Consider the following 14,699-nt stretch of genomic DNA (forward strand, 5'->3'; position numbering starts at 1 on the left):
CCGGGAAGGCTCTTTTGTTTGGCGATAAGGTTGAGAGCGTTCGCCACTCTCATCGCGAGCAGAGCTAGCTCCTACCAATGATAGGGCCATCCAACCGTGAGCAACGCGTGCGGTGACTAGCGGTATGGTGGTTTGGAGCAGGGGATTCGCGAGCAGAGCTCTCTCCTACCAATTAGGGCCATCCAACCGTGAGCAGAGCGTGTGGCGACCCAAGGCATGGTGGTTTGGTGCACAGGGTTCGCGAGCAGAGCTCGCTCCTACCAATTAGGGCCATCCAACCGTGAGCAGGGCGTGCGGTGATCCAAGGCATGGTGGTTTGGCGCACAGGGTTCGCGAGCAGAGCTCTCTCCTACCAAAATCACAGCCATCCAATCAATTGTCTGTCTATCGTCTAAGCGATACGCTTCGATCTCCGTCGCGGCCTGGCAGTGGCAAATGCCGGAAGGTGGGTTGCGATAACTGAGGTTCGAGTCGCGAGGTGGCAGGCAGTGATGCAGACGGTGGCGGTGTTGACGGCGATCTTCGTCGGTGTGGCGTTTGCGGTGTATCAGGTTTACGACATCTACTACGCGCAGAATTTTCAGGACGATGAGAGTTTGGCGCAGGATGGCGGGAAGAGCGCTTTCGCTAGACTCAAGGCGGCGTTTCCGGCGCGTGTCGTGGCTGCGGCGATGGAGGACGAGGCGCTTTCCCGCAATCCGCAGCCGCTTTTGCGGCGTCGCCGGAGTGTGGTGGTGGAGAACGAGATCCGGATTCGCTATCCAGGCTGGATAGGTCGCCCCGTAACGCACAATTGGCGTCAGCCGTTGCTGGTCGTGGTATTGATCGATTGCCTGCTCGCGATGTTCCTCGGCGGCCTCAGCCTGTACACGGTGGCTTATGAGGTGCCCGGCGAGGCGTTCGCATGGATGAACGATCACGTCGTCGTGCTGTTGCTACTGGTGCTGATTCTGCTGCTGACGCATGTCGTTGCCCGGCTGGATGTCTACCTTCATGACATCTATCGCATCGGTCGCTTGAATCGCTTTCTCGGCTGACGGACGTCGGTTGTCGCTGATGGGGCGACGCGCCGGCTGCCGCGTCGTTCCCTCGGAGAGGCTTCCATTACGCGTGTTTCTCACGCGTTTCTCCTATCTTTGGACCACAGGCCGGCCCACCCGATCGATCGGTAGTCATCGTGATGACGCAGCATAAAAGTTGCCTTGGTGACGAAAAAGCGCCATATTTGTTGCTATCGTTCGCTATTCAAAAACCGGGATGGATCGATGGCTCTGACATTGCCGCTCATTGAGCAGATCAAGCAAAGGCGTAAAGCGCTCAAGCTAACGCAGCAGGATATGCAGTTCCGGATTGGCATGACCCGCCAGCAATATCAGCGGCTGGAAAGCGCGGGCAATCCCCGCTTGAGTACCTTGATGCTCGTAGCGGAGGGTGTGAACGCCGAACTCATGCTGATACCGCGAGAAAAATGCGATGCCATTCGCGAGCTGTTGACGGCCTCGGGTCCGGGGATCGAGCCACCCTCTGCGGACGAAGACCCCTGGCGTGGTCTGCTTGGGGATGGCGGCGATGAAAAGTGAGCCGGTCTCCGTACTGCGGCTGCATCTCGCTGGCAGGCCCTTCGGGCACCTGGCAGGATACCGGGGCGGACGCAACGTGCTGGTGTTCGACGAGTCGTGGCGGAGCGATCCTGACCGCGAGACGTTGACGCTGACGGCGGGTGCCGGTTTTCCTCGCGCCGAGGCGGTGTTGGCCAAGCCATGGATGCGTCAACAGCGATTGCACCCCTGGCTCTCCAATCTCCTGCCTGAGGGTGCGTTGAGAGATTGGCTAGCTCAGTCGTTGAAAGTGCACCCGGATAACGAGTTTCCGCTTCTGGCTCAGTTGGGGGGTGACTTGCCGGGCGCGGTGATGGCCGAACCGATGCTTCCGGAAGACGTGCCTGCGCATGTTCTCGATTATCGCACCAGCATCGTACCGATCGTGAATGCATCGAGAACCGGGGCCGGTTTCTCGTTGGCGGGTGTTCAAATGAAGTTCTCGGTCCGCGAGCGGGAAGGCCGCTTCCATTTTGGTCACGCCAATGAGCTCGGCGACTGGATCGTTAAAACACCTTCGACACGCCATCGCGGCGTACCGGCCAATGAATACGCTACGATGCGCTTGGCGCAAGCGGCGGGCATCGAGATTCCCGAAATTCGCCTGATTCCGCTATCGCAGCTGGATGCCGTGCCTGACATTGCGCTGCCCGATGCCTCTCTATTCGATGAGCAGCAGGTCTATGCGATCAAGCGTTACGATCGAGCCGATGGCCGCAGAATTCATGTCGAAGATATGGCTCAGGTGCTGTTCTGCTATCCCCAGCAGAAATACGAGCAAGCCAATTACGAGCAGTTGGGGCGAATATTGCGAGGTTACGCCAAGGACGGATTGAGCGCCGTGCAGGCGTTAGCCTGTCGGCTGCTGGTCAATATCCTGTTGGGCAACGGTGATGCGCACTTGAAGAACTGGAGCCTGATCTATCGAGATGGTCGGGCGCCCGAGCTGTCACCCGCCTACGATATCTTGTTTACACAAGCCTGGTTGCGAGATGAGCAGGAAATCGCGCTCAACCTGAATGGCAGCAAACGTTGGTACGAACTTGGCTGGCAGGATTTTCAGGGTTGGAGCCAGGCGGTGGGAACGCCGTGGCCAGCGGTGCGCGCGGCACTGGAGGCCACGATGGAACGGGCGCGAGATCGCTGGCCGCGGCTGCTGGCAGAAAGCCCCATGCTGGATACGCACCAGCGATTTCTGCGTGAGCATTGGGCTCGGCTTTCGCCGGAGTGGCGTATCGAATAAGGCGGCCTGCATCCCGCCGCTCGCGAGCCATTGCCGATGCCGCGAGAAACGGCACAGCGTGATATCGTGTCGCGCTTTGCGTTTTCGGTCGGTGATGCTCAAGCTCCCCGTGTGAATCGGAAAGCCGCGAGCGAAGGATCGGCCTGAGCGGATGAAATGTCTGAACGAACGACAAGCCCTGTGAATCGAGAGCCACGAGTGAATCAAGAGACCCGCGTGAATCGCCCCTGCGAATGGCTGCTGTATTGTCGAGCCGGCTTCGAGGCCGATCTGGCGGCGGAGATCGCTGACCGCGCCGCGTTGATTGGCGAAGAGGGCGAGGTGGCGGCGGCGGCGCCGAACAGCGGCTTCGTGCGCTGGCGCACGGCAGATGACGAACCCGCCAACGCCATTCATCGTGCGCTTCCGTTGGGCGGTCTGGTGTTCGCGCGCCAGTCGCTGGTGGCGTTCGCGCCGCTGAGCCTGGACCGGGAAGATCGTCTGTCGGCCATCGCGGCGCTGGTCGAGGCGAGCGGCTGGAGCTTCGAATCCGTCTGGCACGAGACGCCGGATACCAACGAAGGCAAGAGCCTGGGGCGTTTGGCGAAGTCGCTCAGCCGGCCGCTGGAGAGCGCGCTCAAACGCGCCGGGGCGCTGCGCCGCAAGGCGGGCGGGCGGCGCCTGCATCTCTATTGGCTGGCCGGCGATGAAGTGCAGGTCGGTATCAGCTTTCCCGGCAATCGCAGCGAGCATCCGGGGGGCGTGCTGCGGCTGCGCCACCCTCACGATGCGCCGAGCCGCTCGACGCTCAAGCTCGAGGAGGCCTGGCACACGTTCATTCCGCGTGATGCATGGCCGTTGAGACTGTCCGACGGTATGCAGGCGGTCGATCTTGGCGCGGCGCCGGGCGGCTGGACCTATCAGTTGGTGCGCAAGGGCATGTTCGTCTATGCCATCGACAACGGTCCGATGGACAAGGGGCTGATGGCGACCGGTCAGGTCGAGCACTTGAAAGAAGACGGATTCGTGTGGGAGCCGCCGTACCGGCTGGACTGGCTCGTCTGCGATATCGTCGACAAGCCGATGCGGGTGATCGATATGGTCGAGCGTTGGCTGGTCAAACGCTGGTGCCGCGAGGCCGTCTTCAATCTGAAGCTGCCGATGAAGCGGCGCTGGCAGGAGGTGAGCCGCTGTCTCGCCCGGCTGGAGCAGACGCTGGCCGCCAACGACGTCTCGGCGCACATTGCCTGTCGCCATCTCTACCATGATCGCGAAGAGGTCACCGTTCACGTCCAGCTCGATGTGTGATCGGCGGCTGAGCGTGGCGCCGGCCAGCATGAGCGAAGCGCTGGACAGCTTAAGCGAAGCGCTGGAAAGCTTAAGCGCAGCGCTGGACGGCACGTACGCGCGGTGAGAAGAATGGAATAGACCACAGTGAATGACGGACAGGGAGGCAACCCATGAGCAACGACAATCACGCGACGGCAACGCTGGATACGCGCGGGCTCTACTGCCCGGAACCGATCATGATGATGCACAACAAGGTGCGGGACATGGCGGCGGGCGAGACGCTCGAAGTAGTCGCCACCGACCCGGCGACGACGCGAGACATTCCCAAGTTCTGTAGCTTCCTGGGCCATGAGCTGATCGACCAGACCCAGGAAGGGGATGAGTATGTCTACCTGATCAGGCTCGGCGCCTGAGACCCCGGTCACGATCTGCTGCGCGTCGGCTGTGCTGCGTTAAAAACAGGCTCGGACTGCTCATTTACAATCTGTAAACTGGTGCGCTAGTCCGATCCCGTCCTCGCCTGTGTTTGCCTTGCCCAGACCTAGCTCGCTAGATCGTGAGTATGTTGTAGAGCTCAGTGATTATCGCTCACTCGTTGTCCGGCATGACCATCAGCGCCAGCGCTTCGAGCGTCTCCGGGTCTTCGTTGCGGATGCGGTTGGCGATGTTGCGCTGGAAGAAATAGAGCGTCTGGTGGCGGCTGCGGCCCGGATAGAGGCAGTCGTCGCCGGCCAGCACGGGTAGCGACTCGACCCGCTTGTCGTCGACCAGCATGGCGTCGATCTCGCCGTTGCTGTAAAGGTGCCAGGCGTAGATCTGCTTGAGCTGCCACGGGCGCCCGTCGTCATCCATGCACAGTGCGTGGGTGCCCTGGGTTTCCGGTAACTGCTGGGTCAGCGAGATGTCGTTGGTCTCTTCGTAGTCGAAGTAGGCCGCGGCGTGTTCGAGCTCGGCGGCCTTGTGATCGGGGGCGTCGTGAAAGATCTCGTGGGTTTCAGGATCGCGGTAGCCGACGAAGTGGCCATGTTCCGGATCGTCGAGTTCGTGGCAGGGCGCCAGCGAGGCCATCCAGGGCACCAGACCGACGACTTCGTTGTCCTCCCGCAGGCCCCACGCCAGCAGCGGCATGCCGTAGAGCGTGTCGGGGTCGGAGGCGAGATAGTAGAGCATCTCCAGCCCGTCGAGTTCGGGGGAGAGGCGCACCAGGCGTTTTCTGGCCCTCAGCCGATGCCTCATGGTCTCCAGATCGATGATCTGCGCGGAGCGAGGGGAAAGTGGGATACCCATGGCTACCCTCCAGGTCGGCGTTACGTCAGCTTGAGCCACTGTCTTGCAAGGCCAGTATTAGCACAGCCGGGAATCCGCTGTTAAGCCCTTGTCGCCCGTCGAAGACGAATATCTTCGATCCCTCCTTGCCTTGCGTGATCCGGCCGGTACCGACAGGCGTCTCGCTGCCGCCTGCGGCGTGTGTTGCACCCGGCGGCACTCTTGCCTCAGCTGGCGGCGTCCGTGCCCTGTGTGCCGGCCTGGCGGGCTCGGCGGACGTTTCTTTCACCCCGAACATGAAGACGCCACCCGAGAAGCCCCGCGGCGCAGGTGAGTCCGGCATTGAGCCCGATCCAGTAGCCGTAGATGCCGAGGGCGTCGAACAGCCCGTCAAGGCCGCGCCCGAGGCAGTGACCCACGCCGAGCCCGACGAGCCAGTAAGAGATCAGCGTGATGCCCATGACCACGCGGGTGTCCTTGTAGCCGCGCAGGGCGCCGGCAAGATTGACCTGCAGCGAGTCGGAAATCTGGAACAGCATGGCGAGCAGAATCAGCGAAAGGGCCAGCGAACGGACCGCATCGTTGCCGGTGTAGACCGAAACGATAGGCCCGGCGAGCAGCCAGATCGCGAGGCTGTTGAAGATCGCCAGCAGCAGGCCGATGCCGACCCCGTTCCAGGCCACGAAGCGTGCCTCCACCGGGTCGCCGGCGCCGAGCCGGTTGCTGACCCGCACCGTCAGCGCCATGCTCAGCGAGAGCGGCAGCATGAACAGGATCGAGGTGACGTTGAGCGCGATCTGGTGCGCTGCGACGGTGACCTCGCCGAGATAGGCCACGAGCAGCGTGATGACGGTGAACAGCGTCACCTCGAAGAAGATCGCCAGGCCGATCGGCAGGCCGATATAGAGCAGCTCGCCGATCTCTCGCCAGTGCGGCGGCGTTGGCCGCTGCCACAGTGTCACCGGCGCGTAGGCGCGGCTGCGCCGGGTGTAGAGCGCCATACCGAGACACATCGCCCACATCGAGATCGCGGTGGCGATGCCGCAGCCGAGTGCGCCGAGCGCCGGGAGCGATTGCAGGGCCGAGGGCAGACTATCCCCGAACAGCGCGACCAGCCCGGGCCCGCCGTAGATCAGCACGTAGTTGCTGGGAATGTTGAAGCCGAGGCCTAAAAGGCTCATCCAGAGCGAGGGGCGGGTGTGGTGCATGCCATCGGAAAAGCCTCGCAGCGCCTGGTAGAACGCGACCGCGGGAATGCCGAAGGCCACGGCGCCGAGATAGTCGAGCGCGAGCGCGGCGACGTCGTCGGGAATCTCCATCCACGTGAATACCGCGCGGGAGCCGACGCTCAGCAGCAGGGCGCTGGCGAGACCGAAGACCAGCGCCACCCACAGTGCCTGATGCACCTTGCCCGGAACCTGGTCGTGCCGCCCGGCGCCCACCCGATGCGCGACGAGCGGGGTGATGCCCATCAGCGTGCCGGTCATCAGCAGCATCAGCGGTACCCAGAGACTGGCGCCGACGGAGACGGCGGCAAGATCCGTTGCGCTGGCGCGGCCGGACATGATCACGTCCGCCGCGCTCATGCCGGACTGCGCGAGCTGCGCGCCGCAGATGGGCAGCGTCAGGCGCAGCAGACTCGCCGTTTCACGCCGACAGCGGGGCAACCAGTGAGAGAAGGACGGTGGCAAGCAGGGCTCCTTGACCGCGTGGACAGGATATCGAACAGCGCAGGCCGGCGAGTGTATCAGGCTCGCTGGATGCTGGCTCGGCGCCCGGGATGAGACTTGCGTATACTGCGGCCGACCCGATATGACGGGCACCCGTAGGCAAGGAGATTCGATGGCCCACGATATCGACGACCTGATGACGCTGTTCGACGGCGTCTTCGCCGAACCTTTCCGGACACGGCTGGTGCGCGGTGAAGACGAGCCGATCTATCTGCCGGCGGACGAGACCTCGCCGCACCATCGCATCGTCTTCGCGCATGGCTTCTTCGCCAGCGCGCTGCATGAAGTGAGCCACTGGTGCATTGCCGGTGCGGCGCGACGAGAGCTCGAAGACTACGGCTACTGGTATGAACCGGATGGCCGCGATGGCCTGCGCCAGGCGGAATTCGAGCGGGTCGAGGTGGCGCCTCAGGCACTGGAAAGTCTTTTCAGCGAAGCGTGCGGCAAGCCGTTCCAGGTCAGCGTGGACAATCTCGACGGCGTCGCGGTGGATCGCCACGCCTTTGCCGCCAAGGTCGCGGCGCGGGCGGCGCGCTACCGAAGCGAGACGCCACCGCGCCGGGCAGCGGCATTCATCGCTACGCTTTCGGCGTTCTATGGAGAGGGAGCGAGTCGAGAGGCGGCGATTGCGCGCGGGCGCGAGTGCCTCGCAGAGCCCGTCGCGCTCTGATCTCTCACCGGCATCGACGCTTTCCCGCTGGCGCTCGCTGGCGGAGCGTCATTCGCCCCCGTCGGTCAGGCGCTGATGCAGATAGAGCATCACCTGCACTTCATGCTCCGGTCGCAGGGGCTCCAGCCCCATCTCACCGAACAGCTCGTTGCGCGCTCGCGCCCATTCGCCGGCATCGAGCGTCGGATAGAGCCGGTCTGCTGGCGCCAGCTCGACGAACGGGTCGACGCCGAAATCGTTGAACAGCAACGACAGCGCCGCTTCGTCATCCTGCACGCCGGCGGTGTAGAGCGTCTCGTTGAAGTGGTCGTCCTCCAGCTCGCGCAGCACATCCAGCGGGCTGACGCCGAGGTGGCGTAGCTCGTCGAGATCGTAGCCGTTCAGCGAGAGCAACTCGTCGTTGAGCCACTCTTCATCGGGCTGGATCAGCGTGTGCTTGATCTGACCGTCCGGCAGCGCCCAGGCGATGGCCAGCGGCAGCGAGTTGTCTTCGCCGGTCTCGACGGCGATGAATCCGGGAAACTGTGTCATGCGCTGGCACCTCCTGTCGGCGCGCTACCGGGGCGTCCCGTATCGGGGACGTTGTCCAGGCGGAAGAAACGTCGCGCCGTTTGCGTCGTCCGCCGGGCCAGCTCGGCCTCGCTCTCGCCGCGCCAATGCGCCAGTTCCTTCACTATCCAAGGTAGCAGAGCCGGTTCGTGTCGGCGTCCCTTGAGTTTGGCCGGCAGGTTACGCGGCAGCAGGTAGGGGCAGTCGGTCTCGACCATCAGCCGGTCCGCCGGAATATCGGCGACGAATTCGCGTAGATGGTGCCCGCGACGCTCGTCGCACAGCCAGCCGGTCTGGCCGATGTGGAGATCGAGATCGAGATAGCCGTGCAGCGTCTTGCGCTCACCGGTGAAGCAGTGGACGACGGCGTCGCTCAGATGATCGCGCCACTCGCGCAGCATCTCCAGCATGCGCTTGCCGGCATCGCGCTCGTGCAGGAAAAGCGGTAGGCCGGACTCCACGGCGAGCGCCAGCTGTGCCTCGAACGCCCGCTCCTGATCGCGCGGCGCGGAGAAGTTGCGATTGAAGTCGAGCCCGCACTCGCCGACGGCGACGACCCTCGGCTGACGCTGCAGCTCAAGCATCGCGGCTTCCATCTCGGCGTTCCATGCGCTGGCGTGATGCGGATGGACGCCGGCGGTGGCGTAGAGCGGCGCATGGCGTTCGGCCAGCGCCGCGGCGTGCCGGGCACCCTCGAGATCGGCGCCGGTGACGATGAGCGCGGTGACGTTGGCGGCCTGGGCGCGCTCGAGCGTCGCTTCTAGATCGCGACCGAAACTTTCGTGAGTCAGGTTGGCGCCGATGTCCACCAATGGCGCCGGTGACTGGAAGCGCAGCGCCTCGGGCAGCAACGCGTTTTCTTGCGGTGTGTCGCTCAAGCGGCATTCCTTGACTGGCAAAGGTGATGAGACGAAAAGGCGCCATTGTAAGGCGGAAAGCAGCCTGGTGCAGCCGGAGCGTTTCGGTGCTCAGACGCCAGCGAGTACAATGGTGTGATTGGAACGACTCACCCACGACGAGGTAACCCGTGGCGCTGCTAAGACTGGAACAACTGCAACTCGCCTACGGGCATCATGTGCTGCTCGATGGCGCCGATCTGGTCATCGAAAAGGGAGAGCGCCTGGCGCTGGTCGGGCGTAACGGTACCGGCAAGTCGACCCTGCTCAAGCTGATCTCGGGCGAGAACCAGGCCGATGATGGCCAGCTTTGGCGCGCGCCGGGGCTCAAGATTGGCGTGCTGGAGCAGACGCTGCCCGATGCCGACGAGGCGACCATCTTCGAGGTCGTCGCCCAGGGCCTGCCGGAAACCGGCGCGCTGCTGGCGGAGTATCATCGCCTGATCGCCCAGGAGGCGCCGGACATGCGCCGCCTCGAATCGCTGCAGACGCGGCTCGAGGCGCTCGATGGCTGGTCGTTTCATCAGCGCATCGACACCGTGCTGACGCGCCTCGGTCTGCCGGCCGATACGCTGATGAGCAGCCTCTCCGGCGGCTGGCGGCGTCGCGTCGCACTGGCCCGGGCGATGGTTTCCGGGCCGGATCTCCTGCTGCTCGACGAGCCGACCAACCATCTGGACATCGACACCATCACCTGGCTCGAGGAGCAGCTGCTGGCGTTCGACGGTGCGGTGCTGTTCATCACTCACGACCGCGCGTTTCTCTCTCGGCTGGCAACGGCGATCCTGGAGCTCGACCGCGGGCGGCTCGGCCGCTACCCCGGCGACTACGCGACCTATCAGGCACAGAAGGCACACGAGCTCGAGGTGGAAGCGCGCGAACGTGCCGAGTTCGACAAGAAGCTGGCGCAGGAAGAGGCGTGGATTCGCCAGGGCATCAAGGCACGGCGTACCCGCAACGAGGGCCGCGTGCGTGCGCTGGAGAAAATGCGCGGCGAGCGCTCGCAGCGCCGCGAGCGCCAGGGCAAGGCCTCCTTCCAGGTCGACAGCGGCGAGCGCAGCGGGAAGCGCGTGGTGGAGCTGACCGAGGTCAGTCAGTACTACGATGGTGAGCCGATCATTCGCGATCTCTCGCTCGAGATTCAGCGCGGCGACCGTATCGGCATGATCGGACGCAACGGCGCCGGCAAGACCACGCTTCTGAAGATTCTGCTCGGCGAGCTGACGCCGGACGAGGGGGCGGTCCGGCTCGGCACCAATCTATCGGTGGCCTATTTCGACCAGCTCCGGGCCGGGCTCGAGCTCGACAAGACCGTCTACGACAACGTGGCGCAGGGCAGCGACAAGGTCACGGTTGCCGGCAAAGATAAACACGTCATCAGCTATCTGCAGGATTTCCTGTTCACGCCGGAACGCGCGCGTCAGCCGGTGAAGGCGCTCTCCGGCGGAGAATCCAACCGCCTGCTGCTTGCCAAGCTGTTCACCCAGCCGGCGAACGTGCTGGTGCTCGACGAGCCGACCAACGATCTCGATGTGGAGACGCTGGAACTGCTCGAGGAGCTGCTGCTCGACTTCGAAGGCACGCTGCTGCTGGTCTCGCACGATCGTGCGTTCATGGACAACGTCGTCACCGGGGTGCTGGCGTTCGAGGGCGATGGCATCGTGCGGGACTATGTCGGCGGCTACACCGACTGGATACGCCAGGGTGGCAAGCTGCCACCGGCGCCGTGGGAAGTGGCAGAGGCGCGCAAGGCCGAACGCAAGCAGCAGGAACAGGAGGCTGCCGCGCAGCAGAAGCCTGAAAGCGCTCCCGCCGCGGGCGGCGGTGACAAGCGCCGTCAGAAGCTCTCCTACAAGCTGCAGCGCGAACTCGATGCGCTACCCGCGACCATCGAAGCGCTCGAGACGAAGATCGCCGAGTTCGAAACCCGGATGAGCGAGCCGGATTTCTACCAGCAGGAGAGCACCCAGGTGACGGCCACGCTCGACGCCCTGGCGAAGGTGCAAGCCGAGCTCGATCAGGCGATGGAGCGGTGGGTGGAGCTGGAGGCGCAGGCTGAGGGCTAAGGGTTAAGCGCTCACGGCGGTGACACTGTCTGCGCTCGGTCAGGTCCATCCTGATCCACCGAAAACGACGAAACCGCCAACAGCGATGTTGGCGGTTTCGTTATTGGGCAAAGGAAGCAGCGTCGAGCCGACTGTCTGGCTTTACTCTTCGGTTTCGCCATCCTTGCCGACACGCACCGCTAGAACGTCGCACTCAGCGCCGTGCAGCACGCCGGTCGAGGTGGAGCCGAGCAAGAGCGCGAAACCGTGGCGACCGTGGGAGCCGACAACGATCAGGTCGACGTCCTTCTCCTTGGCAAAGCGCTGGATCTCGGTATCCGGCATGCCGACGACGATGTGCTGGTCCTCGCGCGGAATGTCGTAGGGGTCGGCGATGTCGGCCAGGCGCTGCGTGGCGTGTTCGTCGAGCTGGTCCTGAATGCTGGTCAAGTCCATGGGGATGTCGCCGCCGTAGGCGAAGCCCAGCGGCTCCAGGGTATGGATGATCGAGAGCTTGGCCTGGTTGCGGCGAGAAATCGGAATGGCACGCTCCAGAACCTTGTGCGAATCCTTGGTCAGGTCCACGGCAACCAGGACGTGGTGGTATTCGTTGCTCATCGGGAAGGCCCTCTGTCGAACAAGTGACATCGATAACTTTAGGCGCGCCGCGGTGAAGTCACAACGCTCCGGCTGCGGTACGCTGCCGCACGCCGATCATCCGCGATGAAGTGGCACGACGCAACGGCTGGCGGGGCGTAATATGGCGCGCTCGACTAAGACCTTGGTCGCAAACGCCGCGCCTGGAAGCGCACGCGGCATTCAATCGGGCAACCAGGATATTCGATGGCGATATTGGGATTTCTTCTGCTGGCAGTGCTGCTCGTGCTGTCGCCGATGGTCTGGCTACGCCCCAGCCGCGGCGAGTCGTTGCGCAGCCGACTGCGCCAACACGCCAAACAGCAAGGCGGGGAGCTGAACTACAGCCACTCGGCCAGTGGCAGCGCGGCGAGTTCGCCATTGGCGCTGCCCGATGTGAGCCTGGTCGGCTATCGGCTGCGCTATCCGGGAAAGCAGACCGGCAGCGATTTCGTGGCCGTACGCGATGTCGTGGCGAGCGATGCGCTCGAGTCGATCACGCCGCAGTGGCGCTGGCGGCGCGCGCCGCTACCCAGGCTCGATGCCGACCGACTACAGGCGTTCGAGGCATGGCTGGATTCGTTACCCGAGGACGCGCTGGTCGTGGAGTCGCGTCAGCATACGCTGTGCGTCTGGTGGCAGGAGCGGGCGTCGCTCGAGACGTTCGAGCAGGAATGGGCAAGTTGGATGGCCATGCGGGATCGAATGGCCGGTAGCGGCGACGTGCTGAAAGTGCCGGGAAGTCCGCCCTGAAGCGGAAGTGCCTGGTCTCGGGAGACAAGCTATGGATGGCCCGCCAATCCCCGTCCCTGGGGAGTGGACATCGCCGATACGGGGGGAAATCGGGTGTCGGTCAGCTCGCCTTGGCCTGCTCGGACTGACGCTGAAGGTTGAGGCCGTTGGCCTCGATCCGATCGATAAAGCTTTCGAAGAGATCGACCTCTTCCTGCGATAGCCCTGCCAGCATCTCGTCGCGCACTTCATTGACGATCGCCTCGATCTGCGCGAGCAGAGGCGTTGCCTCTTCAGTCAGGAACAGTCGCTTGGTGCGGCGATCGTCGGCGCACGGCCGGCGTTCGATCAGGTTCTGCTCGGCGAGCTGATCGAGCGTGCGCACCAGCGATGGCGCTTCGACGCCAATGGCCCGCGCAAGATCGCACTGGGCCTGGCCGCCGCCCATGTTGCGAAGGTTCCAGAGTGTCACCCAACGAGTCTGGGTCAAACCCAGCGGCGCCAGGCGTTCATCGATGACAGCGCGCCAAAGTCGCGGCAGGCGTGCCAGTTTAAAGCCGATATGTTGTCCCATAGCGGATTACCTGAATCGTGAACGTCCTAACCATTCTCCAAAGGGCCGCAGGATAATGCAAGTTATTCGAACCGCTGATTCGGGGTTCCGAGACCATTGTCCGAGGAAAATCGGTATGAGACGTCAATCTCCCTCGTCTCCCTGGCGCATTTCGCCGAGGAGGTGGCGGATGTTCCAGCCGGGAATGCCGGGCGGACGATGAATGTGGCCATCGGCGACGGTAGCGTCGTCGCCCTTGGCGACGGTGAATCGCACGCTGCCGATCCGCTGGCCGGTGGCGGTCATGACGTCGACCTGCCAGCGCCCGGCAACGTCGCCGGAGAAGTTCTGCTTGTGCGTCCACGCTCGATAACCTTGATCGCGCCCGCCGTGGATGATCAGGGCGATGCGCTCGACGGCCTCGCCGTCATGTCGCCAGACGTGGTAGATCTTTTCGCGCAGGCCACGAGGCGCGCGGATCGCGGTATAGACGTAGAGCCCGCGTGAGGTCAGCTGCTGCGGCGTCAGCGTCATTCTGCCGCTGGGCGTGCGCGCCTGTGTGTCGAACGCCGGCGACAGGGCGCTACCGGAAAGCCATAGCGTCGCCGGCGGAATCCAGGTGCGTCCTATCCAGGCGGTACCGCCGAGCACGACCAGCAAGCCGATCATGGCGAGCCAACGGACGAGCCCGGAGGGCCTGAGCAGGCCGATGACGCTAGGCAGGCTGAAGAACATCATCGCCAGAATGGAGAGCAGCAGACTCTGCCCGGTGGTCAGGCTGAGCATGATCGGTAGCGTTACCAGCATGACGACGAACATGCACAGCGCGTGCAGCAGGAAGTAGAGCCAGCGGTGCCGGTTGGAGAGTCCGAAGTAGAGCGGGTCGAGAATCGCCAGAATCGCACAGACGATGAGCAGGCCGGTGAACAGCGCCTGGCCGCTCGTCCAGATCGTCGTCGCCAGGAAGAAGGGCAACGAGAAGAACAGCGTCTCCTGGTGCACCATCTGGGCGATGAACGTAGCGACGGCGCGCGGCAGGCCGGAGTCGCGTCCCTGGCGGGACAGCCACTTGCTGACCAGGCTCTCCGCGATCAGCAGCACCCAGGTCAGCAGCAGGCCCACCGCCAGTACCGCGCCGAGCCACTGCTGGCGGTTGACCAGAAAGAACCCCAGCAGCCCGAGCACGAAGGCGATCGGTGGCCAGAGCCAGAGATAGGGGCGCACCCGCGCGATGATTCTCTCTATCCACGCCAGCCGCGCCGGCAGCGTTGTCTCTTGTGTCGTCAACGAATCGACTCCAGCCAATTTCCTTGAAAAGGGTACGTAAAACGTCAGTCGGATCAGACCGCTTATGATGAGTATTCTAGCTCCGCCGGCCTCGGGCTGCGTGGCGTTGCCATGACATTCATCCTCTTTGCTATCTATCCGTTTCCGATGGTGTACCAGCGACCAAGGTGTAGCTTGACGCTCACGGGCCGACAGCCCAAGCTGAGGCGTGTTCAAACGCTCGTA

Annotated in this window: 15 protein-coding genes; 8 read left to right on the plus strand and 7 right to left on the minus strand. The window is 63.6% G+C overall.

Features of this window, described 5'->3' with window-relative positions:
• The first annotated feature begins 488 nt into the window (after window positions 1-488).
• The 5 genes from IE125_RS00125 (at window position 489) to tusA (ending at window position 4,523) form a co-directional block, all read left to right on the plus strand.
• Complete coding sequence (locus tag IE125_RS00125; RefSeq protein WP_189442575.1) at window positions 489-1,037, plus strand: hypothetical protein; 549 nt, start codon at window positions 489-491, stop codon at window positions 1,035-1,037.
• A 228-nt stretch (window positions 1,038-1,265) separates the two neighbouring features.
• Complete coding sequence (locus tag IE125_RS00130) at window positions 1,266-1,580, plus strand: helix-turn-helix transcriptional regulator (RefSeq protein WP_189442576.1); 315 nt, start codon at window positions 1,266-1,268, stop codon at window positions 1,578-1,580.
• Window positions 1,570-2,841, plus strand: coding sequence for a type II toxin-antitoxin system HipA family toxin (locus IE125_RS00135; protein WP_229808843.1), 1,272 nt, complete (start codon window positions 1,570-1,572; stop codon window positions 2,839-2,841). The genes IE125_RS00130 and IE125_RS00135 overlap by 11 nt, the downstream gene beginning before the upstream one ends.
• A 216-nt stretch (window positions 2,842-3,057) precedes the next feature.
• Entirely contained in the window at window positions 3,058-4,128 is a 1,071-nt protein-coding gene (gene rlmM, locus IE125_RS00140) for a 23S rRNA (cytidine(2498)-2'-O)-methyltransferase RlmM (RefSeq protein ID WP_229808844.1), read from the plus strand.
• A 152-nt stretch (window positions 4,129-4,280) separates the two neighbouring features.
• Window positions 4,281-4,523: a sulfurtransferase TusA gene (gene tusA, locus IE125_RS00145; protein ID WP_189442579.1), complete on the plus strand. Its 243-nt coding sequence runs from the start codon at window positions 4,281-4,283 to the stop codon at window positions 4,521-4,523.
• A gap of 175 nt (window positions 4,524-4,698) precedes the next feature.
• On the opposite strand, the gene IE125_RS00150 is transcribed toward tusA, so the two are convergent.
• Together IE125_RS00150 and IE125_RS00155 are read right to left on the minus strand one after the other, a co-directional pair.
• Window positions 4,699-5,397, minus strand: a complete 699-nt coding sequence (locus IE125_RS00150; protein ID WP_189442580.1) for a hypothetical protein — start codon at window positions 5,395-5,397, stop codon at window positions 4,699-4,701.
• 206 nt (window positions 5,398-5,603) lie between these two features.
• On the minus strand, window positions 5,604-7,067 hold the full coding sequence (locus IE125_RS00155; protein ID WP_229808845.1) for an MATE family efflux transporter: 1,464 nt from the start codon (window positions 7,065-7,067) through the stop codon (window positions 5,604-5,606).
• Window positions 7,068-7,218: 151 nt separating this feature from the next.
• Here IE125_RS00155 and IE125_RS00160 point away from each other — a divergent pair, with 151 nt between their 5' ends.
• Window positions 7,219-7,776, plus strand: coding sequence for an elongation factor P hydroxylase (locus IE125_RS00160; protein ID WP_189442581.1), 558 nt, complete (start codon window positions 7,219-7,221; stop codon window positions 7,774-7,776).
• A 48-nt stretch (window positions 7,777-7,824) separates the two neighbouring features.
• On the opposite strand, the gene IE125_RS00165 is transcribed toward IE125_RS00160, so the two are convergent.
• On the minus strand, window positions 7,825-8,307 hold the full coding sequence (locus tag IE125_RS00165; protein WP_189442582.1) for a hypothetical protein: 483 nt from the start codon (window positions 8,305-8,307) through the stop codon (window positions 7,825-7,827).
• A complete protein-coding gene (locus IE125_RS00170; RefSeq protein ID WP_189442583.1) occupies window positions 8,304-9,203 on the minus strand; it encodes a TatD family hydrolase in 900 nt (299 codons plus the stop codon). The genes IE125_RS00165 and IE125_RS00170 overlap by 4 nt, the downstream gene beginning before the upstream one ends.
• Before the next feature lie 149 nt (window positions 9,204-9,352).
• Between IE125_RS00170 and IE125_RS00175 the strand changes: the two genes are divergently transcribed.
• The gene (locus IE125_RS00175) at window positions 9,353-11,287 is read left to right on the plus strand and encodes an ATP-binding cassette domain-containing protein (protein WP_189442584.1); all 1,935 of its coding nucleotides are present in this window, start codon (window positions 9,353-9,355) and stop codon (window positions 11,285-11,287) included.
• Between the two features lie 141 nt (window positions 11,288-11,428).
• Here IE125_RS00175 and IE125_RS00180 read toward each other — a convergent pair whose 3' ends face one another.
• On the minus strand, window positions 11,429-11,884 hold the full coding sequence (locus IE125_RS00180) for a universal stress protein (protein WP_189442585.1): 456 nt from the start codon (window positions 11,882-11,884) through the stop codon (window positions 11,429-11,431).
• A gap of 225 nt (window positions 11,885-12,109) precedes the next feature.
• Here IE125_RS00180 and IE125_RS00185 point away from each other — a divergent pair, with 225 nt between their 5' ends.
• Complete coding sequence (locus tag IE125_RS00185; RefSeq protein ID WP_189442586.1) at window positions 12,110-12,655, plus strand: preprotein translocase subunit YajC; 546 nt, start codon at window positions 12,110-12,112, stop codon at window positions 12,653-12,655.
• Window positions 12,656-12,755: 100 nt separating this feature from the next.
• On the opposite strand, the gene slyA is transcribed toward IE125_RS00185, so the two are convergent.
• Both slyA and IE125_RS00195 read right to left on the minus strand, forming a co-directional pair.
• On the minus strand, window positions 12,756-13,208 hold the full coding sequence (gene slyA / locus IE125_RS00190) for a transcriptional regulator SlyA (RefSeq protein WP_189442587.1): 453 nt from the start codon (window positions 13,206-13,208) through the stop codon (window positions 12,756-12,758).
• Between the two features lie 123 nt (window positions 13,209-13,331).
• Window positions 13,332-14,474 (minus strand): DUF5924 family protein, encoded by a 1,143-nt coding sequence (locus tag IE125_RS00195; RefSeq protein WP_189442588.1) that lies wholly within the window; start codon window positions 14,472-14,474, stop codon window positions 13,332-13,334.
• Window positions 14,475-14,699 lie beyond the last annotated feature (225 nt).

It is taken from the genome of Salinicola rhizosphaerae (genome assembly GCF_014652715.1).
Classification (GTDB): Bacteria; Pseudomonadota; Gammaproteobacteria; order Pseudomonadales; family Halomonadaceae; genus Salinicola; species Salinicola rhizosphaerae.

Coding starts and splice junctions, on each gene's coding strand:
- IE125_RS00165 (WP_189442582.1), bottom strand. CDS start 8,307: ATGACACAGTTTCCCGGATTCATCGCCGTCGAGACCGGCGAAGACAAC.
- tusA (WP_189442579.1), top strand. CDS start 4,281: ATGAGCAACGACAATCACGCGACGGCAACGCTGGATACGCGCGGGCTC.
- IE125_RS00180 (WP_189442585.1), bottom strand. CDS start 11,884: ATGAGCAACGAATACCACCACGTCCTGGTTGCCGTGGACCTGACCAAG.
- IE125_RS00130 (WP_189442576.1), top strand. CDS start 1,266: ATGGCTCTGACATTGCCGCTCATTGAGCAGATCAAGCAAAGGCGTAAA.
- IE125_RS00150 (WP_189442580.1), bottom strand. CDS start 5,397: ATGGGTATCCCACTTTCCCCTCGCTCCGCGCAGATCATCGATCTGGAG.
- slyA (WP_189442587.1), bottom strand. CDS start 13,208: ATGGGACAACATATCGGCTTTAAACTGGCACGCCTGCCGCGACTTTGG.
- IE125_RS00160 (WP_189442581.1), top strand. CDS start 7,219: ATGGCCCACGATATCGACGACCTGATGACGCTGTTCGACGGCGTCTTC.
- IE125_RS00185 (WP_189442586.1), top strand. CDS start 12,110: ATGGCGATATTGGGATTTCTTCTGCTGGCAGTGCTGCTCGTGCTGTCG.
- IE125_RS00135 (WP_229808843.1), top strand. CDS start 1,570: ATGAAAAGTGAGCCGGTCTCCGTACTGCGGCTGCATCTCGCTGGCAGG.